Below are 19424 nucleotides of genomic sequence, written 5' to 3' on the forward strand. Positions count from 1 at the left end.
CGGGGCTGTTGCATTTTGTCGCTTTTCCTTCACGCGAAACGCAGCCTATATATTCAGTAATGACATCGCTGCGTGTTCATATGTCCGCCTATCTAATCGCGCTTATGCTCTTTACGGGCCAAGCTTTGGCGATGGCACGGGGTATGCCGCTGAGTGTCGGCACGATGGAGATCTGTTCGGGCCAGCACACGGTGATCATCGCTATTGATGCGAATGGAGAACCGACTCACGCGCAGCATCATTGTCTGGACTGCACGCTTCTGGCTTTGGGGCTTCCTGACACGAGCGCTGGACCAGCTGTCCCTGAATCCGTCGCTTTCGCGTTCACTGCACCTTTTGATTCTATTGAGAGCACGACGAATAAAATCCTGCGTCTTAATGCGAGGGCGCCTCCTTCTTTGGTTTGATTTCCCCCTAACAATCAAATTAAAAGAACGGAGAAAGCTATGTCTTTCAAATCACTTACCTTGGCTGCAGTGGCGGCAATCGCGTTGACGTCCCCTGCATTTGCAGAGAGCAAAATCATGATCAAAGACGCATATGCGCGCGTCTCTTCCAAAATGGCAAAGTCCGGTGCGGCTTTCTTAGAAATCCACAATTTGGGTGATTCCGCTGATCGTCTGATCGCGGTGCGTACCGATGTTGCTGCGCGCAACGAGCTGCACACCCATAAAGAGATGGGCGATGGCATCATGAAAATGATGGAAGTCGAAGAGGGTTTCGAGATCCCGGCCGGTGGTAGCCATATGCTTGAACGCGGGGGCGACCACTTGATGCTGATGGGGCTGACAACCAGTCTGGCACACGGTGATGAAGTGGAGGCGATCCTGGTCTTTGAACAGGCCGGTGAGATTGCGGTCACAATCCCAGTCGATCTTGAGCGTAAGGCGGAGCATGGTCACGTCGATCATGGTCACGAAGGCCACGGCGACAAACACAAACATCACTAAATCAAAGGCCGGGGTGACCCGGCCTTATCTATTTAGCTCTTCCTCCACCCATTTCGGCACAATGCTGCTTGCAGGGCCAAACCGGCATTCGGAAAACCGTGACGCGCCTGCCGATGGTTCTAAGTTTAACTCGATCGTATGGGCTCCGAAGTGATCTGCTTCGGCGACAAAATTGGCCGCCGGGTAGACCTCTCCTGACGTTCCGATTGATACGAACACATCCGCTTTTGACAGCGCGAGACCAATCTCTTCCATATGAAATGGCATCTCGCCAAACCAGACCACTTCGGGTCGCGTGGCGGGGGTGTCACAGCCTGCACAAGGGTCGCTGGGGGACATGACCATGGGGGCATCCCAACGCAGGTCACAGGCGGCGCAGCAAGCCTTGTTCAAAGCTCCGTGCATATGAAGGACATTCTTGCTGCCTGCTTTTTCATGCAAAGAATCAACGTTTTGGGTGACGATTAGGACTTCGCCATCCAAGTTTTGCTCCAGTTTCGCAAGCGCGACATGTGCTGCGTTGGGCTTGGCTTTTGCGGCCTGCGCGCGTCGCGCGTTGTAAAAGTCATGCACCAATTGAGGATTGCGTGCGAAGCCTTCTGGCGTGGCGACATCTTCGATCCGATGTTGCGCCCAAAGCCCGCCTTCGTCGCGAAACGTTCCAAGGCCGCTTTCCGCTGAAATTCCCGCGCCGGTGAGGATCACGATATTCGTCATTTGGGCTCCTTGCGTGTCACGACTGCGCTGCGTTATCTGGGACATATCGCAATTTCGGAGACCCGTCATGAAAGTCTTGTTCGTCTGTTTGGGCAATATTTGCCGCAGCCCGTCGGCAGAGGGCGTGTTTCGCGAAATGACGACTGCTGAGACCGACAGTGCGGGCACCGCCGGTTGGCATGCGGGAAAGCCACCATACGGGCCAATGCAAGAGGCGGCAAAAGCGCGGGGTTATGACTTGAGCGACCTGCGTGCGCGGCAGTTTACGGCTGCTGATTTTGACCGCTTCGATCTGATCATCGGTATGGACGCGTCCAATTTGGCTGATATCGAAGATTTGCGTCCAAACGGGAACACGACACCGGTGAAGTGTTTTACCGATTACGCGCCCGAAAGCGGGATGACCGAGGTGCCGGACCCCTATTACACCCGTGATTTTGATGGGGCGCTTGATCTGATTGAACAGTGTTCAAAGGGTTTGCGCGCCGAGATCGGCTGAGCAGTTTCAGGTTTTTGGAAGTTAGCGCGCGCAGATTCGCGGTCTAACACTACCCTTTCAGGACCTTAAACTCTCCTTCCAAAAAGGGCTGGCTGCGCAAGGTCGGTGTGATGATTTTGTCCTGCAACATGGTGCGGAAAGACGCGGCAAGATCGCTTGGGACGTTCTCTGCGAAATCCGGGCTCGCCAAGAGTGAGATTTGCCGGGAAAAATGCGCAAAGGGGAGGGGATGCGCGGTGATCTGGTCGTGGAACCTCACAGCGCGCATGAAGCCAAGCGGTGTGGTGATGGTCCAGCCAATACCGCGCGAAACGCAGGCCATTAGCGCCAGATGGCTTCCGATTTCAAACCGTTCTGGGAAGGTCAGTTTTAAACGCGCCAGATGGGCATCGATCTGGCGAGAGATGAGCTGCTCTCGCTCATAACGGACGAAGGGCAGCCGTTGCATCACTTCATTGACATCCGCACCTTGAGGCGCGATTTTGGACGGCGCAACAAGAACAAAAGGGTCCCGCGCGAGGGGGTATTCTGTAGCATAGTCAATGGCTTCGCCTGACGTTGCCGTTATGCCGAGATGCAAGCGACGATCGCGCATCATTTCTGCGATCGCGTTACTGCTTGCTGTGATCATCTTAAATCGGCACTTGCTTAGGCTTTCGGCCAAAGTCGATACCAAACGCGGAGTTAGCTCATTGTCAAAGTCATCAATGATGCCAATCGACATGGTGCTGATATGGGAGAGGTCCATGACCGTCAGCTCGGATTGCGCCAGTCTAAGCTCAGACAGAACCGCTTGCGTGCGACCCAAAAAAGATCGCCCTGCAGGGGTCAATTGCATCGGACGCTTGCCGTGATCCACCAGCGCCGTCCCAAGGGCTGCTTCAAGGTTGCGGATTTGCTGGCTTACAGCAGGTTGGCTTAGGCCTGTCAGTTCCGCCGCTTGCGCAACAGAGCCGCTGCCTGCCAAGGCATCAAAAACCTCTAATCCACGCAGAGTGACCCCTTTGGTCAGCATAAAATCGTCTCCCGCTAGATTTACCTTTTGTGAAACTAGACGGGAAATCGGTCAATTGAAAATGTTTTAGGCCCGGCCTTTAACTATGTTGGCTGCAAAGCGCGGCGGCGGTTTGACCATAGTCTTTGTAGCGGAGCCAGAACTTTTCGTGGCTGCGCCGGTCTGATTGACGAATTTCCTGAGCCTTGTGAGGGTCTTTGAAAAAACTTGCCGCCAACTTTTGGTCAGAGCGTGACAGCTCTCCGTTTGCGACGCTTTGCAGGCAGTTGCACATTCTGCGCGTTGCCGCTTCGCGGTCAGATTTGCGACAGGCGGAAGAAATCGGGCCTGCGTCCGCCGGAGAAACATCAAAAGGAAGGATCATCATCGCCAATAGGGCGCCACCGATTAGGTGTCTCATGGTTTGCCTCTTTAAGTAACCTTCGGCATGTGCCGCAGGATTTGCCTCAAATGCGTCCGAACTTTGCGCCCGTGACTTTGTTGTTGGCTAGTATGCCTTAATTCTCATCAATATCAAAGTGGGTCTCAATCAGTTGTGATTAAGGATGGTTCAGAAGCGCCGCCAGGTAGAGATCCGCGCCCCGTACCGACCTTCACCCTCGGTGCTGGCGCTTAACCCCACCTGCAATTTTGCGTTTCGAAAGAGAGGGATAACGACCGTTGGCTGCAATTCATAGGTCCAATCGCTGCCAGCGGTTTTCTGCGCGAACCCCTGCAAAATATAGAGCCGTTCTTTCTTATCTTTGACCCCAACTGTCGTTTCCATTTTAAGATCACGCCCCGTTTGCGCGCGCAGACGGATCTGCGCTTCGATGCTCCACCACCCATTTGTTTGGCGGATTTGCATAGAGCGACCGACGGACATCCCAAGACGCAGAGCTTTTTTAGGGGCCTCCCTTTTTAGGTCCACCCCAAGCCCAATATCATAGGCAAATGCCCATTCATCCTGATCTAGATGGATCGGAAAGCGCGCGAATATGGTCGCCTGCGCATCGCCGTATAGTTCCTGACCCGCATGTAACCCCAGGGTGACCTGATCGTTTAATCCATATTCGGCATAGATCCCTGAGTAATACCGCAGGTTACCCTGGTCGCGCCCAACGGATCCAATGCTGTCTACGGCCAGAAATCCTTCCCCTCCCGAACGCAACCAGGGGCCAGCTTGGGCCGCGCAGGACATCATTGTCATTATGATGATCCAGATCGTCCGCATTGGCTCTCCTCACCAACGCAGCATCGGATATCTTGGTAAACAAAAGCTTAATTTGTCGAAAAACACTTCAGCAAAAAATGCTTGGTTGTAGCAGGATTAGGGCGATAGGTTCGAACGATCCCAAATGTCGGCAAAGGGGAGGCGTGATGTACAAGAATGTTCTAGTACCGTTGTCGTTTGACGAAGACCAAGTGGTGGAAGCGGTTCTAACAGCGGCTGCAACGCTCGCGGATCCGGACGCGGTCGTGACCTTGATCCACGTGATGAGCCCGGTGCCAGACTATGCGAGTTCCTATTTTCCGGCCGGTTACAAAGACGAAGCCCGCGCCTCTATTGAGGCGTCTCTCAGCACGATGGCTCGGGATCTTCCAAATGCGCGTAGCGTCGTGTGCGAAGGACGACCGAGCAATGTCATCTTGGCTTGGATCAAAGATCGCGGAATTGATTGCGTCATCATGTCCGCACACAAGCCGGGGACGCATGAATTCAATTTAGGCACAACAGCAGCGCAGGTGATCCGCCATGTCAGTTGTGCGGTGCATGTGGCGCGCTAGTCATAGCCACCTCACAACTGTGACCGTCCCGACAGCAATGATCGGGAGGCAGGACAGAACCAAGGCAAACGGTTGCGCGGCGTAGCTTCGTGCCATCCGCAGAGCAGGAAAAAAGCACAATATGATGGCAACGCCACAAAGGAACAAAAAGCCTTCGAGGGACTGGTCAGGAAGCTCTTCGTCCGGCGCCATATAGGCAACAACCATATAGACCACCCAAGCGAGCAGTTGGAACGCGATCAGCAGACGAATGGTCAAATGCATCGACACGGATATTCCAATTCAAGGTGTCAGGTCGCTGCCTGAGGTAATAAACTCTTTCTTAACATATAGGCTAATTGCGAGAAATCACGGGCCAGCCACCGGAAACGTTCAGAATCGCCTAATTCAACGACGAAACAGGCGCTGTGTATCGTTCTCGGCCTTTATCCCCAAAATGTGCGTTTTGTGAAATTTTATGTTCAGTTTCTGTGGAAAACTCAGCTTGTTAGCCACTTTGGGTAACCAACGCTAAGTGGATATCTAAGGCCATTCGAACCCAAGTTTTGACAAGGACACGGGCGCTCAATCGATCTCGATCGAGCGTATAAGACTGTTTTCCAAAGAGTTACAGTTGAAATTTAACGCGATTTGCGCCGACGCACATTGCCGCCCCGTTGGCCGGGCCGTCCTGCCGTAGACCGCCCTTTTGATTTCACGGCGCTTTCAGCTGCAGCATCAATCGCTGATTGGCGCGCCAACGGATCATCCGCAATCGCGAGATCCACGGCCTCAAGGCGTTTAATTTCATCGCGCAAACGTGCCGCTTCTTCAAACTCCAAGTTCTCTGCAGCCTTACGCATGTCATCCTTAAGCCCATTAAGATGCGCTTCCAAGTTGGCCCCATGCATGGGCTTTTCGATGGTCGCGGTGACGCGCGACATATCCGTGTCGCCTTGATAAAGGCCTGCAAGAACATCCTCGACATTCTTCTTCACCGTCGCAGGGGTGATGCCGTGCTCTTCGTTGTAGGCAATCTGTTTTTCGCGGCGGCGATTGGTCTCTTTCAGCGCGCGATCCATGCTGCCGGTGATCTTGTCTGCGTACATAATCACGCGGCCATCGGCGTTCCGCGCGGCACGGCCGATTGTCTGTACAAGAGAGGTTTCGGAACGCAGGAAGCCTTCTTTGTCTGCATCCAGAATAGCAACAAGGCCACATTCAGGAATGTCTAAGCCCTCGCGCAAAAGGTTGATCCCGATCAGCACGTCAAACGCCCCAAGCCGCAGATCTCGCAAAATTTCGATCCGCTCCAGGGTATCAATATCGCTGTGCATATAGCGGACCTTGATACCCTGTTCGTGCAGGTATTCGGTCAGGTCCTCGGCCATGCGTTTGGTAAGGGTCGTCACCAAGGTGCGGAACCCATCTGCGGTGACTTTGCGGATCTCATCCAGCAGATCGTCGACCTGCATATCCACGGGGCGGATTTCCACCTCTGGGTCCAACAGACCAGTTGGGCGGATCACCTGCTCGGTAAAGACACCGCCGGATTGCTCCATCTCCCACGCTGCTGGTGTGGCTGAGACAAAGACCGATTGGGGCCGCATTGCGTCCCATTCTTCAAACTTGAGCGGGCGGTTGTCCATGCACGAGGGCAGGCGGAAGCCGTGTTCCGCCAAAGTGAACTTGCGGCGGTGGTCACCGCGATACATGCCGCCAATCTGTGGAACAGAGACGTGGCTTTCATCGGCAAAGACAATGGCGTTGTCAGGGATGAACTCAAACAGGGTGGGGGGCGGCTCGCCCGGAGCGCGGCCCGTCAGGTAACGGGAGTAGTTCTCGATTCCGTTACAGAACCCTTGCGCTTCCAGCATTTCCAGATCGAAATTCGTGCGTTGCTCAAGCCGTTGCGCCTCAAGCAGTTTGCCTTCGTTGACCAGTTGATCGAGCCGAAGTTTCAGCTCTTTCTTGATGCTCACAATGGCTTGGTTCAACGTTGGCTTCGGCGTCACGTAGTGAGAATTCGCATAGACCCGGATTTTTTCGAAATCATCGGTCTTTTCCCCGGTCAGAGGGTCAAATTCAGTAATGCTCTCAAGTTCTTCCCCAAAGAAAGACAGCCGCCATGCGCGATCTTCAAGGTGGGCGGGGAAGATCTCGAGGCTATCGCCACGCACCCGGAATGACCCACGCTGAAACGCCTGATCGTTGCGCCGGTATTGTTGGGCCACCAGATCCGCCATCACTTGGCGCTGATCATAGTCTTTGCCCACATGCAGGTCTTGGGTCATGGCGGAGTAGGTTTCCACCGAGCCGATACCGTAAATACAGCTGACCGAAGCCACGATAATCACGTCGTCGCGTTCAAGAAGCGCTCGCGTGGCCGAGTGGCGCATGCGGTCGATCTGTTCGTTAATCTGGCTTTCTTTTTCGATGTAGGTGTCCGACCGCGGCACGTAGGCCTCGGGCTGGTAGTAATCATAGAAAGAGACGAAATACTCGACTGAGTTCTCTGGGAAGAACCCTTTGAATTCGCCATAAAGCTGGGCAGCCAGCGTTTTGTTGGGGGCTAAAATGATCGCCGGGCGTTGGGTTTCTTCGATGACTTTCGCCATGGTGAATGTTTTACCGGTGCCCGTCGCGCCAAGTAGAACTTGATCCCGCTCGCCTTCTTTGATGCCGCCGGTCAGCTCTGCAATCGCAGTCGGCTGGTCCCCAGCAGGCGCAAATTCCGTATGCATGGTGAACCGCTTGCCACCTTCCAGCTTTTCCCGCCGGTGGGGCACGGTTTGCATCATTGGCATGATCTGATCTGGCTGCGCTTGATCCATAGGGATTCCCTCTCTGGCCCTTAATGTGAACCGATTGGCAGGAAGCGCAAGATGAGGGGGTGGCAAATATCACTTTGTGATGCCGCTATTGTCAATTTTTGGCAGGACGGCGGTGCCACGATTGGCTTGAAAAATGCGTGTAAAGCTTGCGACAGCCAAAGTTTTTTTTCATAACGTTGATGTCATAGGAGATCTTCAATGAACGCTCGCATTTATCAGCCAGCCAGAAACGCAATGACGTCCGGCCAAGCCAAAACCAAAATTTGGGTTTTGGAGTTTGCACAAACCTCTGCGCGCGACATTGACCCATTGATGGGCTGGACCGGCTCTGATGACACGCAATCCCAGGTGAAGTTACGTTTCCCTACCAAGGAAGCGGCAATTGAATATGCTGAAGAACACGGGATTGAAGCGACGGTGACCGAGCCGCATAAGCGCAAACCCAATATTCGTGCAGGCGGCTATGGAGAAAACTTTGCCACGGACCGAAAGGGCCCGTGGACACATTAGCGTTTTCTCTGCGTTGACATCGACGCTTGCCTGTAAGAAACCAACCACAAGTGCGGTCCCTTAGCTCAACTGGATAGAGCAGCTGACTTCTAATCAGCAGGTTGAGGGTTCGAGTCCTTCAGGGATCGCCACCTCAACCTTCTTTGCAAACCTTATGCTGCGGCGTCCGCCATCGCGAATGCTTCGTCAAACAGGCGCAGCCAGTCAGTTTCAAAACGGTTTTTGCTATTCATCGCGAACGCTGATTGCTTTGCGATTGCAGGTTTCTCCGTCCCATTGGCGATGCGCTCCAGGTCGCTGGCCAATGCCGAAACGCCAATACCGGTCATTTGGGTTGCCCCGTCTTGCACTTGATCTGTCAAACCGTCGACCGGTGCCACTAAGACAGGCCGCCCAGCCGCCAGTGCCTCTTGCGCGACAAGCCCATAGGCTTCCCAGCGAGATGGGACCAGCAGTGCATCAATGCTTTGCATCGCCTGAGATGGATTGGCGCTAAAGCCTTCAAAAGAAATGCGGCTGTCGCCTTTTGCCATGCGTCGCAGCAGTTTTTGATCTTCGCCGATACCAAAGATTTTCAAACGCAGGTTTGGGTCGCTCAACTGGCGGAACGCAGCGATAGCGAGATCAAACCCTTTTTGCTGATGCAAACGGCCCAAAAGGCCAAAACAACGCGGGGTGCCTGAGACTGGCGGGAGCTTGGCGAAATCGGTCAGATCCACCGCAGATCGGATGATCCGCAGTTTGGTGCTGTCCACCAAGGCACGTGTCGCCATCCAACTGCCCTGGGATCGGCTCACGCACACCACTTGATCAAACAAAGCATAGGCCGTGCGCAGCAGGGTGTAGAAGCGATCTTTATTTGGCACATTCAGGGCCGTGAAGCGCTGGGTGTAACTATGTTCCACATGCACGAGCGTTGCATTTGGGTGCATCGCTCGCAGTGCCATCAATGCGGGCAGGTTACGCCAGTTCACGGAGAGGTGGCTGATAATCATATCCCCTTCAAACTGTGGCCAGCGCCCGCGTGCAGGAACCATCTGGAGGTTTTGGTCAACCTTCGCGTTCAAGGCCTCTGAGCTCTGCATAAAATCGATGACACGAGTCACGCCGCCGGAGGTGGCATCATCAAGCAAATGGGTGATTGTTGGTTTCATCGTCTTTCCTCCTGAAATTAGGACGTGGTTGCGCGGTTGCGCAGGGTGAGGGGATTCAGTTTCAAGTATTTGAGCGCGTATGCCGCCAAATAGGTGGTCACAGTTTTGAGTGGCTCGGATCGCAGTGGTTCTAAGGAAGATTGGTTTGCGGCTCGTAAATAGGAGAGCGCTTGGCCACCATCGCTGCCGCTTACTGCGCGCCGGGCGAGGTAGCGCAATTGATAGGCGCGCGCGGCGGGTTCATGGGCTTCAAAGAAGGCTGGATTCAGCGGGCGCAATTTGGTGATAACCCTTTCCCAGCTCGCCAGTTGCCGTTCTGTATTTGCAGACAACCCGTCTAGCGCCACGCGGTAATGGGTCAGATTTCCGCGAATGCCTTCGATCTTCCAATCGGTGATAAGTGCAAAGCGAAGCCAGCATTCAATGTCCTCAGATTGGCGGAATGTTTCGTCAAAGTAATAAGCGCGGTTTGTGCCATGAGGGTGGCTTGCGATATCCATCAACGCGGCGCGGCGCATGACAGCAGCAGAGCCATTGCCGACAGGATTGCGTTTCATGATATGCGCGGCATTCACCCCCTTAAGGCGCGGGGTCTGAGAGATGCCGAGCGAATTGCTCTCGTTATCAATCATGAGGGACCCCGAATAACTTAGTCCCAGCCGTGGATTGGCATCAAAATGGGCCACGTGGCGGCGCATTTTGTCCGGGTGCCACAGATCATCTGCGTCGCAAAACCCGATGATGTCGCTGCGTGCTTCCTCAATCCCGCGATTGCGCGCGCCCGCCAGACCTCGGTTGGCCTGTGACACGTAGCGAATGCGTTTGTCCGCGAGATAAGGCGCGACGACGTCACGTGTGTCGTCGGTTGAGCCATCATCGATGATGACAATCTCGATGTCTTTTAGGGTCTGAGATTGCAGTGAATCCAGCGTCTCAGCAATTGTGGCAGAGACATTAAAAGCGGGGACAACGATGGTTGCTAAAGGCATGAGATATCTCCGGATTAAGACAGCAAGCTGCGTTTGATTTGGGTGGGCAGGTTTGGCGCGGCCAGCGCCGCAACCGCCGTGGCGACGCCACGTCTTGGAGGCCAAAGGAAGGCCGCTGGGTTCTGCTTTAGCCCTTTAAGAGCAAAGCGGCGGGCTGTTTCAGCGCCATCTTGAAGGCGCAAGGCACGGCGTGCGAGGTAACGCAGATAGATGGCTTCCTGGGCAGCCTTTGGTCTGTGGCCAAAATAAAGTGCCGTGCGCAGCGCAACGCGGCGGGACTTGGCCATAGCGATCAGGTCAGCAGACAACCCTCCACGAGAGGTGCGGTACCAGACGTGGCGGTCGGCAATCGGGTGAATTTCAACGCCCATGCCCACCAACCGGATCAGCCATTCCAAGTCTTCGTTGTGAACCAGACCGGCAGCCAAGCCGCCACAGTCGTGGAAATGCTTCGCACGCAAAGAAAAGTTGGACATGGTGCAAACAGGGTTCTCACCCATCAACATGGGAATGGTCAGGGGGCCATTGGGAACGGTTGAGCGTGTAATCTCTTGATCTGGTGTCTCGAAAAAGCTGATTTCACCAAACGCCCCACCAATTTTCGGATCTTTGAAAAGCGCAAAGAGCTGCGCGAGTTTGTAGGGTTCCCAAATGTCATCCGCATCCAGGAAACACAGAACCTTCCCTGCCGCCGTCGCTGCGCCTAAATTTCTGGCGACGGAAGGGCCACGGTTTTTGGTGTGGATGACACGGATATTGGGTTCTGCTTGCTCCCATTCAGAAAGCCGCGCAGCGGTGTCATCTTGGCTGCCGTCGTTGACGCAGATCAGCTCCCAGCTGGTGTGGCTTTGGGCGAGCACAGAGGTGATGGCGCGGCCAAGCGTATCTTCGGCGTTGTAGCACGGCATAATGATCGAAAAATCAGTCATTTAAAGAACCTCTTGATTGCGCGGGGTTGGATAGGATGGCCACAGGATGCAGAGCGCTCCGATGCCAAGAAGGACAGTCACGATTGCAAGATGGGCGGTCGCGAGACCCATCAGCCCCCATGGCGCGACGAAGAACGCGGTTGCAAGCAGGGCAAGGGTCACGGTGAAGGTGTAGGCGAGTTCGGTACCAGGGTTGCCAGTCACGCGCAGCTTGGCCGCGGCGGTGGACCAAAGGGTCAGGGGAATTGCGGTCAAACACAGAACCGACACCACCGGGGAGATATAGGCCCAGTCCGAGCCAAGCAGGATGGGGACATAGCTTGGGGCAAAGACAGACTGGGCCAACACCACGGGGGTGATCAGGAAAAGACCAATGGCGGCAAGGCTGCGGGGATCTGCACTCATGCCTTTGCAGAGGTGTGGAAAGACAACTTTGTCAAAGGCTGCAACATAGGCGGTCGCGATGCTCAGCCCCGCATTGAAGGCCATAAAATAACTCCCCAATCCTTCGGCTCCGAGAAGTGCACCGATGACCAATTTATCCGCATGTAGACGGAATGCGTTGACGAGGGACGTGCCAAGCACAGGCAGGCCAAAGGTGATGAAGCCGTGGATTGGGGCTGGAGGGACACTTGGGTCACTGGTCCACGGGCGCAGACGGCGCATGGCGATCAGCCAGATCGGCGCAGTCAAAACGCGCGGTAGAACCAGAACAAGAGGGGACGGGAAGACAAAAACCAAAGCGACAGACAGCAGGTTCGCACTGACAATCTGCGTGCCGGCGATTTTCGCCGTTTGCGTGAGCTTGCCTTCCCGCATCGCCAAAGCGGCTTGAACCAATCCGCCGGGCATAAACAGGTATTCGAGAGAAGCGAGGGCCACAAGCCCGCCTACAATCGGATTGCCGAGAGCTGCAAAGCCGGCACCAATGGCCAGCTGACCAAGGAACAGGATCGCGGTCACCTGCCAAAACAGGCGGTGCGCACGGGCTGTGATGGATGGCAGGTCCGCCTCGTCAGCAGCCATAACTTTTTGGCCAATACCATGTTCTGTGAGGCTTTTGATAATGTCACAAACCGCCAAAGCTGCTGCGGCGAGGCCGACTTGTTCAGCGCCCAAATGGCGCGCCACCATAACCACCACGAAGATACGAGAGAGTTTGCTGGCCACTTCCGAGGCTCCGTAGGCCATCAGATGGGAGAGAAAACCATTTGAATGTCGAAAGTGGCTCAGCATGGAGGGCTCCTTGTGGGATGGCTCCAATTTGATCTAAGCAACGTTCCGATTCCCGGTCCCGTCAGGCCAAAAGCGAGGCCAAGAGGTCACAATTCTACCCAAACGGGTATAGGACCCCTCCGAAAACGATTGCCGGATGGAGCGTTTCGTGCGTTATTTCCAAAAAAAGAAAATAAACTGAGGCATGTGGGCAATGTTCTTGAACAGATTGAACCACTTTAAGACGCCGATCCGTGCGATGGGTCTGGGCTTGCTTTTGGCGAGCTGTGCTGCCGTGGTGGATCCTGAAAACATTGAGCCGACCGATCAGGGCGATGGGTATCAGGCGCAATACCGCAACGTGGTGACCCGGCGTGATGACAAGTTCCTGACCTCTGCTTCCATGAATGCTGAAAAGTGTTTGCCGCTTCGAGGCGGTGAGACTGGCGGTAAATCCATCGGGGTGCGCACGCTTCTTGGCGAAAAGATCTCGCGCAATGATCTGTTGGATGTTCGCATTTCTGCCGATGAATCCCTGACGGGTCGCTATGTCGTGTCTCGCGATGGCACATTGAAGCTCCCATTCCTAAAAGCCGTTCCCGTTCAAGGCCGGTCCGTACAAGATGTGGAAAGCATGTTGGCAGGGGCGCTGATTGACGCTCAGCTCTATGACGTGCTGCCACCTATTTCCGTTCGTTTGGTGGATTTTGCATCGGTGAATGTCGGTGTATCTGGCGCGGTGTTTGAACCCCATCAAATGAACCTTGGTGGTACACGGGGTGATGAGGTGGACCCAAACCGTGCCCAAGCGCTGGGCGCGTCCACAGAATCCCGAAACCTTTCTGCTGCGCTGCGTTCCGCTGGTGGCATTCGCCCGGATGCCGATATCTCTGCAGTCGAACTGCGTCGTCAAGGACGCCTTTATAAGCTCGATCTGCGCGGCGTGTTTGAAGGCCGCAATAGTATTGATGTGATGCTGTTGACCGGAGATCAGGTCTATGTGCCATCACGTCAGTGTTTCCAAGATGACCTGATGCGCCCGAGCCCGATCAGCCCTCCGGGTGTGACCATGTTCTTGTCCAACCTGACGGTTCCCGCGACCGGCAATGCGCCCTCTGCCGTGGGCCGCGAGGTGCGTGAAATGCCGTATGGCACGCGTTATATGCAAGCAGTGGTAGACACGAACTGTGTTGGCGGCGCACGCATCAGCAGCGCTCATCGGTCCGCTATGCTGCTGTCGCGTAACCCAGTGACAAAAGTGTCTGTTGTGATTGAACGCGACATTGAAGACATGCTGCGCCGTGCAGATAGGGATGATTACGATCCATTCATCCTACCGGGTGACGCGATTGCCTGTTACGACAGTGCGGTGACCAATGTGGCGGAAGCGGCTCGGATATTGGGTGCAGTAACGCTTGGAGCGACCCTGAACTAAGCTGCAGCAAGACCCGTTTTAGCGCGTTCCCATGTGTCCAAGATGTCAGTGATCGCCGCCGCTGGAACCTCTTCACCGGTTTTGACCAAGGTCTCTGCGTGTTGCAGCGCGTTCTGGTAGGGAACTGCGCCAAACAATCCTGCGGTTGACGCGATCTTGTGACAGCGCTGGCGCAATTCCTCATCCTCCAATGGCGGCGTGTTGAGCCACGCCGCGAGCGCATCTCCTTCAGAAACAAACCGCGTCAAGAAGGTGTCGTATTTGTCGCCGAACATTGCCTTCGCTTCTGATGTTTCCATTGTCTCCTCCGGCTTTGTTTCTGAAACGCGCTCAGGTGTCGCGCCGATTGCGGAAAGCGCTGCGCGCAGCTCCTCAATCTGGACAGGCTTTCCAATGAAACCATCCATGCCGCTGTCGCGGAAACGCTTGGTATCTTCGGGTAAGACATTGGCCGAAAATGCAAAAATAGGCGTCTTGCGGGCGCGGCGCACATTTGCGCGGATCCGCTTTGTTGCTTCCAGGCCGTCCAGCTTTGGCATGTTGATATCCATGAGAATGCCATCAAAATCCGCCTTCTCAGCCCAATCGATGGCTTCGAAACCGTCGGTGGCCAGCACCACGGAATGCCCTTCTGCGCGAAGCATCTTCTCCACAACAAATGCGTTCATTTCATTGTCTTCAACCAGCAGCAAATGCAGGGGTGCAGCCACGGTTTCATCAATGTCAGAAGCGACTTCTTTGGGTTCGTGCCCTTCCGGCATTGGCAAGCGCAGCCAGAAAACGCTGCCTTCTCCCAAAGTGCTTTCAACGCCGATTTCACCACCCATCTGAGTGGCCAAACGCCGCGCAATCGCAAGGCCAAGACCGGTCGAGCCTGTGTCTCCGCCTGCGCGGTTTGTGGTCTCAAACTCTTCAAATATTCTCTCAAGATCGGCCTCGGCGATCCCTCGGCCAGTGTCGATGACGCGGATTTCGAGCATGGGCGACGCCCCGCGATGGCCAATCTGTTCCAGTTCAATGTCGACACGGCCATTGTCGGTGAATTTCACTGCATTCCCCACCAAGTTGAGCAGGATTTGCTCAAGATGACCTTTGTCATTTTTGACCCAAGTGAGCGGCGCCCCCATCCAGGTCCAGCTCATTGCTGTCCCGTGCTGTTCTGCGCCGCCGCTCTGGCTGTCCACGATCTCTTGGAAGAACTCGCCCAGATGGAACGTTTCTTCTTGGATAGGCAGGCGACCGCTTTCAAAGCGTGCGATGTCGAGAATGGAATTTACGTGTTTGAGCAGTTGGCGACCCGAAATCGTCATGTTGTTTGCGAATTGTTTTTGCTCACCGCTCATGGACGTGTTTTCCATCAGAGACAGGTTTCCAAGCAAACCGCTAAGGGGCGTTCGGATTTCGTGGCTCATGACAGTCAGAAACTCTGCCTTGGCTTTCTCGCCAGCCAGCGCTTGGTCCCTAGCTTCGGTCAGCTCTTCTTCTGATTCAACTTGCGCAGATATATCGCGCAGGAACGCAATCAGAATATCGCCATCAGGACCATGGCCCGACTGCAGCGCCAACTCTACTGGGAAACGCGATCCATCTTTGCGTAAGGATTCAATGCGAATGCGGCCTTTGCCGACAAGTTTCTTCTGGCCGGTTTCCTGCATGCGTTTCATGCCGGCGTTGTGGGCGTCACGGAGTTCCGGTGGCACGATGAGGTCGCCGATCGAGCTTCCGATGGCTTCTTCTGTGCTGAACCCAAAGATTGTCTCAGCGGCGGAGTTGTAGTCCAAAATGAGCCCTGAATGATCAGACACGATCACGCCATCCAGTGAGGTTGATAAGATCGTTTCCATGTGGGCGTTCGCTCGGGCCAAATCATGGCCGCGCTGGCGGCTGTTGGCGTCTGCCGCGCGGGTATACATCACCAGCGCGCCCATGGAGAGAAGCAAGATCCCGGTGACCGCAGACAGTTCTAGCAGTGTCGACGACAAATGCGCGCGCAATTGGTCTGAAGCATCAGCAAAATGGGACAAACCAGACACATATAGCCCACGGACCACGGGGCGAATTTCAACCGTATCAGCATAGAGTTGGTCCAGCGATGCACCTAACGTGGCATCGTCTGCGTCAATCAGCGGTGCGGACTTCTGAAGGAAAGCTTCGATGGACTTTTCTGCAGCGCTGAAGTTCTCCTGCAGCCGCGCATCTTCAAACACCAGACCATTGGCAACAATATCGTGTCGGCTGAAGAACACGTCAAAGTCTCTTCTCAAACTGGCTAAGTCAGGCGCATCAGACTCCATTGCTTCGCGTAGGCTTAAGCTGAAATCCAAATACTCAATCTCGACCTGTGATAAGGTCCATTGGACCGTGTCCGATTTCGCAGAACGCAGTTCTCGCAAATCATCCATGACCCGGAAGGCCAGAAGGAAGATGATGCCCAAGCTGATCAATGCGGCGATGGGCAATAGAATCGCGCGTCGCCGTCTCGCGCTCTCATTCGAAAGTGGTCGTAAGTTCTGTCTTGTCACAGGCCGCTACCAACTAAATGATTTTATTCAATCACATCAATTCTATTAAGCTGCCAAACTGAGCGCGCGTAAATGGTTTCTGTGCGATATTTTGCAGATTGATCAAATGGGTACAGCAACCAAAGCGGGCCTTTCCCGCGGCGTGACATGGGCTCGCCATTCATCCGAAAGGCAACAATCGCATCGTCATTTAATGGCTCGTTCAATGCAAACTCGACGGCGTAATCATTGATCGCGGTGACCCGAATTTTGTTTCCAGAAAGATCAAGATTCTTCAACAATTCGGTCAACCGGACACCTTCGAAACGGTTTACGCCGTTGGTCCAGATGGTCGAAGTGACAATCTCTTGGTTCTCCATCCCATCAAGCGCGGGCAGATCCAATGAGATTGTCACCTCCTTCTCCCTGCTCGAGATATCAGTGATCTCTAAGAGGACCGGCTCCGGTCCCTGGACAACTTCTTTTGCATGTCCGGGGACGCTGGTGCTGAAAGCAACAACGCAAATTCCCAGAAAAATGCATAAAAAACGGGACATAGATCCGACCTCCTAGCCTCAGAATGGCGCAAACTTTGATGTTGTGCGCGATATCGTGCGGGTATCGACCTATCCGAGTGGATAGGTCCGCTGGTTTGCGAAAGTGATCGTTCTTAATATGCGCCGCGACCGGTCAGAACGGCGCGGAAGGTCGCCATAATCAGCACCGCATCAAGTAGCAGCGTCCGAGAGCGGACATAGGCCAAGTCCATGTCAATCATCTGATCAAACCCGATATCCGCACGCCCAGAGACTTGCCAGATCCCGGTCAGGCCAGGTTTTACAGCAAGGCGGCCTTTGGCTTTCTCGGGGTAAGCTGCAACTTCTTCTGGCAGAGCAGGGCGTGGACCAACGATCGACATATCCCCCTTAAGCACATTGAAAATCTGCGGTAGCTCATCCAACGAGTAACGACGGATAAAACGGCCGATGCGGGTGATACGTGGATCCGCTTTGGATTTAAAGCAAACCCCATCGCGGTCAGACGTCGCCAAAAGGGCCGCACGTTTTTCTTCTGAATCCATGGCCATGGAGCGCAGCTTGTACAATGTGAACCGCCGTCCGTTTTCTCCGACCCGCACCTGCTTGAAAATTGGTGATCCTTTGCTTTCAAGTCGGATCAACGCCATGATGACCAATAGCACTGGCCCAAGCGCGAGCAGCGCACCGGCGCTGAGCACGATATCTAAGCCGCGCTTTGTTTTGCGCTCCGCTGAACTTTGCAAATACGGCCAAACCGCCGCCCGCGCTAGGAATGTCAGGTTGCCGACAAGATAGCGTTTTGCCATGCGGCGCGGCTCCATCATCAAGCGCCAAACCCATTCTGCGCGTGCCTGACGCACCCAAACAGGAGCGCGGGAAACATTGCCTGCAAGAAAGTCGAACAACCCGCCAACGGAAATACAGACCTTGGCTTTGAGCCCGTCAAAGTTACGATCGATCCAAAGCTCTTGCAAAGGGACGCCCATGGCCACCAGGAGTATTTTGGCACCAGACTGGTTGATCGCTTTGACCGCAGACCTGTCTTCTGCACCGTTATAGCCGTCACGCGTTCCAGCGACTTGCAACCCAGGTATCCGGCGCTGCAACTCCATCGCTGCTGCGTCAGCCGTGCCCGGTTTACCTCCGAGAAGATAGACACTCTGGCCACGTTTGGCGGCCTCAATCAGAAGTTTAGGTACAAAATCGGTGCCATTTAGGTTTTCCCGGATCCGGCTGCCTTGCATTTTAGCCGCCATCTCGACGCCGATCCCATCAGACAAGACCATATCTGCTCGCTCTAGGGCCGCCGCATACATGTCATCTTGTGACGCAACATTCGCGCAATGGGCATTCAGGAATGCCACATGACGACGTCCGGGCGCGAGGATTCGAGAGATCGCCTCGCGCGTATATAGGTTGTCGATCCGCCGCCCGAGCACTTCGCGGCAGATCGGAAGATCGGACTTTGACTGGATCGGCGATGTATCGATATTTACTTGATAGGTCATGGCTTGCTCCCTTCGCTTTTCCCTAAATTGACGGGGAAGGGCGCGGCTTTCTTGATCACAAACGGGGCAAATTGCGGCTAAATTGGAGAAGCATGGAAATAAAAGCTGTTTGTTTTCATGCCATTGGGAAAATGACTATCCCTTTGGGTAGAGTTATCACCTGATGTTTCCCGCGAAATTTTCCCATTTCGGCCACAGTTGTCTGCAATGTTTAATTATTGAGTAATGGTATCGAGCGAGGGTTCGACGATGCGAATTTTAATTGCTGATGATCATGATCTGCTGCGCGACGCGTTGGTGGCCTTCATGGATCAAGAAGACAATATCGAGACCCACACGGCGGCGGATCTGACAGAAGCAGTCGCGCTGATTGATGGGGATTGGACGTATGATCTGGTGCTGTTGGATTACAACATGCCAGGCATGAACGGGCTTGAAGGTCTAAAAGTGGCCGCAGACCGCAGCGGTGTGCACCGGGTCGCGCTTATGTCCGGAGAGGCCAGCCGCGACATTGCGGAAAAAGCGTTGGAGATGGGGGCAACAGGTTTTGTTCCCAAAACCCTGCCGGCGAAATCTCTGGTCAACGCGATCAAGTTTATGGCCATGGGCGAACAATACGCGCCTTTGGATTTCATGACTGCAGAACCAGAGGCAAATGATCACCCGCTTCTGGAAAACCTCACGGACCGAGAGACGCAGGTCTTGAAAGGTCTGACAGAAGGCAAGTCCAACAAAGAGATCGCGCGCGATCTGGACTTGTCCGAACCAACCGTGAAGCTGCACGTGAAAACGCTTTATAAAAAACTCGGCGTGGCAAACCGCACCCAAGCGGCGCTGATTGCACGCGATCAAGGCGTCTTCTAAGACCTATCCATTCGGATCA

At 54.5% G+C, this 19424-nt stretch carries 20 protein-coding genes and 1 tRNA gene; 8 read left to right on the forward strand and 13 right to left on the reverse strand.

Annotated features, from left to right (window positions below; translation table 11 throughout):
- Positions 1–80 precede the first annotated feature (80 nt).
- Both TA5113_RS05530 and TA5113_RS05535 read left to right on the forward strand, forming a co-directional pair.
- Positions 81–407, forward strand: a complete 327-nt coding sequence (locus TA5113_RS05530) for a DUF2946 family protein (RefSeq protein ID WP_131726426.1) — start codon at positions 81–83, stop codon at positions 405–407.
- Positions 408–446: 39 nt separating this feature from the next.
- Positions 447–950: a copper chaperone PCu(A)C gene (locus TA5113_RS05535; protein ID WP_058315361.1), complete on the forward strand. Its 504-nt coding sequence runs from the start codon at positions 447–449 to the stop codon at positions 948–950.
- 24 nt (positions 951–974) lie between these two features.
- Here TA5113_RS05535 and TA5113_RS05540 read toward each other — a convergent pair whose 3' ends face one another.
- Positions 975–1667 (reverse strand): NAD-dependent deacylase, encoded by a 693-nt coding sequence (locus TA5113_RS05540; protein WP_058315798.1) that lies wholly within the window; start codon positions 1665–1667, stop codon positions 975–977.
- 67 nt (positions 1668–1734) lie between these two features.
- Between TA5113_RS05540 and TA5113_RS05545 the strand changes: the two genes are divergently transcribed.
- The gene (locus TA5113_RS05545) at positions 1735–2166 is read left to right on the forward strand and encodes a low molecular weight protein-tyrosine-phosphatase (protein ID WP_058315362.1); all 432 of its coding nucleotides are present in this window, start codon (positions 1735–1737) and stop codon (positions 2164–2166) included.
- Positions 2167–2215: 49 nt separating this feature from the next.
- On the opposite strand, the gene TA5113_RS05550 is transcribed toward TA5113_RS05545, so the two are convergent.
- The 3 genes from TA5113_RS05550 to TA5113_RS05560 all read right to left on the reverse strand — a co-directional run bounded on the left by TA5113_RS05550 (position 2216) and on the right by TA5113_RS05560 (position 4394).
- Positions 2216–3181: a LysR family transcriptional regulator gene (locus TA5113_RS05550; protein WP_058315363.1), complete on the reverse strand. Its 966-nt coding sequence runs from the start codon at positions 3179–3181 to the stop codon at positions 2216–2218.
- 79 nt (positions 3182–3260) lie between these two features.
- Positions 3261–3581: a hypothetical protein gene (locus tag TA5113_RS05555; protein ID WP_058315364.1), complete on the reverse strand. Its 321-nt coding sequence runs from the start codon at positions 3579–3581 to the stop codon at positions 3261–3263.
- 150 nt (positions 3582–3731) lie between these two features.
- The gene (locus tag TA5113_RS05560; RefSeq protein WP_131726427.1) at positions 3732–4394 is read right to left on the reverse strand and encodes a hypothetical protein; all 663 of its coding nucleotides are present in this window, start codon (positions 4392–4394) and stop codon (positions 3732–3734) included.
- A gap of 146 nt (positions 4395–4540) precedes the next feature.
- Between TA5113_RS05560 and TA5113_RS05565 the strand changes: the two genes are divergently transcribed.
- Positions 4541–4948: a universal stress protein gene (locus TA5113_RS05565; protein ID WP_058315366.1), complete on the forward strand. Its 408-nt coding sequence runs from the start codon at positions 4541–4543 to the stop codon at positions 4946–4948.
- On the opposite strand, the gene TA5113_RS05570 is transcribed toward TA5113_RS05565, so the two are convergent.
- A complete protein-coding gene (locus TA5113_RS05570; RefSeq protein ID WP_058315367.1) occupies positions 4949–5212 on the reverse strand; it encodes a hypothetical protein in 264 nt (87 codons plus the stop codon).
- Positions 5213–5568: 356 nt separating this feature from the next.
- On the reverse strand, positions 5569–7761 hold the full coding sequence (gene uvrB, locus TA5113_RS05575) for an excinuclease ABC subunit UvrB (protein ID WP_058315368.1): 2193 nt from the start codon (positions 7759–7761) through the stop codon (positions 5569–5571).
- Positions 7762–7959: 198 nt separating this feature from the next.
- Between uvrB and TA5113_RS05580 the strand changes: the two genes are divergently transcribed.
- Positions 7960–8271: an ETC complex I subunit gene (locus TA5113_RS05580; protein ID WP_058315369.1), complete on the forward strand. Its 312-nt coding sequence runs from the start codon at positions 7960–7962 to the stop codon at positions 8269–8271.
- A gap of 54 nt (positions 8272–8325) precedes the next feature.
- A tRNA-Arg gene (locus TA5113_RS05585) sits at positions 8326–8402 on the forward strand.
- A gap of 21 nt (positions 8403–8423) precedes the next feature.
- Here the strand turns inward: TA5113_RS05585 and TA5113_RS05590 are convergent.
- From TA5113_RS05590 to TA5113_RS05605, 4 genes are read right to left on the reverse strand one after another with little or no spacing between them, the layout of a single operon-like run.
- Positions 8424–9425, reverse strand: a complete 1002-nt coding sequence (locus TA5113_RS05590; protein WP_058315370.1) for a glycosyltransferase family 4 protein — start codon at positions 9423–9425, stop codon at positions 8424–8426.
- Between the two features lie 17 nt (positions 9426–9442).
- The gene (locus TA5113_RS05595; RefSeq protein ID WP_058315371.1) at positions 9443–10414 is read right to left on the reverse strand and encodes a glycosyltransferase family 2 protein; all 972 of its coding nucleotides are present in this window, start codon (positions 10412–10414) and stop codon (positions 9443–9445) included.
- A 14-nt stretch (positions 10415–10428) separates the two neighbouring features.
- Complete coding sequence (locus TA5113_RS05600) at positions 10429–11343, reverse strand: glycosyltransferase family 2 protein (protein ID WP_058315372.1); 915 nt, start codon at positions 11341–11343, stop codon at positions 10429–10431.
- Positions 11344–12579 (reverse strand): oligosaccharide flippase family protein, encoded by a 1236-nt coding sequence (locus TA5113_RS05605; protein WP_058315373.1) that lies wholly within the window; start codon positions 12577–12579, stop codon positions 11344–11346.
- 193 nt (positions 12580–12772) lie between these two features.
- On the opposite strand from TA5113_RS05605, the gene TA5113_RS05610 reads away from it, so the two are divergent.
- Complete coding sequence (locus tag TA5113_RS05610) at positions 12773–13993, forward strand: polysaccharide biosynthesis/export family protein (protein WP_082625920.1); 1221 nt, start codon at positions 12773–12775, stop codon at positions 13991–13993.
- Here the strand turns inward: TA5113_RS05610 and TA5113_RS05615 are convergent.
- The 3 genes from TA5113_RS05615 to TA5113_RS05625 all read right to left on the reverse strand — a co-directional run bounded on the left by TA5113_RS05615 (position 13990) and on the right by TA5113_RS05625 (position 18541).
- Positions 13990–16452 (reverse strand): hybrid sensor histidine kinase/response regulator, encoded by a 2463-nt coding sequence (locus TA5113_RS05615; protein ID WP_058315374.1) that lies wholly within the window; start codon positions 16450–16452, stop codon positions 13990–13992. The genes TA5113_RS05610 and TA5113_RS05615 overlap by 4 nt on opposite strands.
- A gap of 86 nt (positions 16453–16538) precedes the next feature.
- On the reverse strand, positions 16539–17051 hold the full coding sequence (locus TA5113_RS05620; RefSeq protein WP_058315375.1) for a putative pterin-binding protein: 513 nt from the start codon (positions 17049–17051) through the stop codon (positions 16539–16541).
- A gap of 113 nt (positions 17052–17164) precedes the next feature.
- On the reverse strand, positions 17165–18541 hold the full coding sequence (locus tag TA5113_RS05625; protein WP_058315376.1) for a WecB/TagA/CpsF family glycosyltransferase: 1377 nt from the start codon (positions 18539–18541) through the stop codon (positions 17165–17167).
- A gap of 249 nt (positions 18542–18790) precedes the next feature.
- Here TA5113_RS05625 and TA5113_RS05630 point away from each other — a divergent pair, with 249 nt between their 5' ends.
- Positions 18791–19405, forward strand: coding sequence for a response regulator transcription factor (locus tag TA5113_RS05630; protein ID WP_058315377.1), 615 nt, complete (start codon positions 18791–18793; stop codon positions 19403–19405).
- Positions 19406–19424: the final 19 nt, after the last annotated feature.

It is taken from the genome of Cognatishimia activa, assembly GCF_001458335.1.
In the GTDB taxonomy this organism is placed as follows: Bacteria; Pseudomonadota; Alphaproteobacteria; order Rhodobacterales; family Rhodobacteraceae; genus Cognatishimia; species Cognatishimia activa.

Coding starts and splice junctions, on each gene's coding strand:
- TA5113_RS05530 (WP_131726426.1), top strand. CDS start 81: ATGTCCGCCTATCTAATCGCGCTTATGCTCTTTACGGGCCAAGCTTTG.
- TA5113_RS05535 (WP_058315361.1), top strand. CDS start 447: ATGTCTTTCAAATCACTTACCTTGGCTGCAGTGGCGGCAATCGCGTTG.
- TA5113_RS05540 (WP_058315798.1), bottom strand. CDS start 1,667: ATGACGAATATCGTGATCCTCACCGGCGCGGGAATTTCAGCGGAAAGC.
- TA5113_RS05545 (WP_058315362.1), top strand. CDS start 1,735: ATGAAAGTCTTGTTCGTCTGTTTGGGCAATATTTGCCGCAGCCCGTCG.
- TA5113_RS05550 (WP_058315363.1), bottom strand. CDS start 3,181: ATGCTGACCAAAGGGGTCACTCTGCGTGGATTAGAGGTTTTTGATGCC.
- TA5113_RS05555 (WP_058315364.1), bottom strand. CDS start 3,581: ATGAGACACCTAATCGGTGGCGCCCTATTGGCGATGATGATCCTTCCT.
- TA5113_RS05560 (WP_131726427.1), bottom strand. CDS start 4,394: ATGCGGACGATCTGGATCATCATAATGACAATGATGTCCTGCGCGGCC.
- TA5113_RS05565 (WP_058315366.1), top strand. CDS start 4,541: ATGTACAAGAATGTTCTAGTACCGTTGTCGTTTGACGAAGACCAAGTG.
- TA5113_RS05570 (WP_058315367.1), bottom strand. CDS start 5,212: ATGCATTTGACCATTCGTCTGCTGATCGCGTTCCAACTGCTCGCTTGG.
- uvrB (WP_058315368.1), bottom strand. CDS start 7,761: ATGGATCAAGCGCAGCCAGATCAGATCATGCCAATGATGCAAACCGTG.
- TA5113_RS05580 (WP_058315369.1), top strand. CDS start 7,960: ATGAACGCTCGCATTTATCAGCCAGCCAGAAACGCAATGACGTCCGGC.
- TA5113_RS05590 (WP_058315370.1), bottom strand. CDS start 9,425: ATGAAACCAACAATCACCCATTTGCTTGATGATGCCACCTCCGGCGGC.
- TA5113_RS05595 (WP_058315371.1), bottom strand. CDS start 10,414: ATGCCTTTAGCAACCATCGTTGTCCCCGCTTTTAATGTCTCTGCCACA.
- TA5113_RS05600 (WP_058315372.1), bottom strand. CDS start 11,343: ATGACTGATTTTTCGATCATTATGCCGTGCTACAACGCCGAAGATACG.
- TA5113_RS05605 (WP_058315373.1), bottom strand. CDS start 12,579: ATGCTGAGCCACTTTCGACATTCAAATGGTTTTCTCTCCCATCTGATG.
- TA5113_RS05610 (WP_082625920.1), top strand. CDS start 12,773: ATGTTCTTGAACAGATTGAACCACTTTAAGACGCCGATCCGTGCGATG.
- TA5113_RS05620 (WP_058315375.1), bottom strand. CDS start 17,051: ATGTCCCGTTTTTTATGCATTTTTCTGGGAATTTGCGTTGTTGCTTTC.
- TA5113_RS05625 (WP_058315376.1), bottom strand. CDS start 18,541: ATGACCTATCAAGTAAATATCGATACATCGCCGATCCAGTCAAAGTCC.
- TA5113_RS05630 (WP_058315377.1), top strand. CDS start 18,791: ATGCGAATTTTAATTGCTGATGATCATGATCTGCTGCGCGACGCGTTG.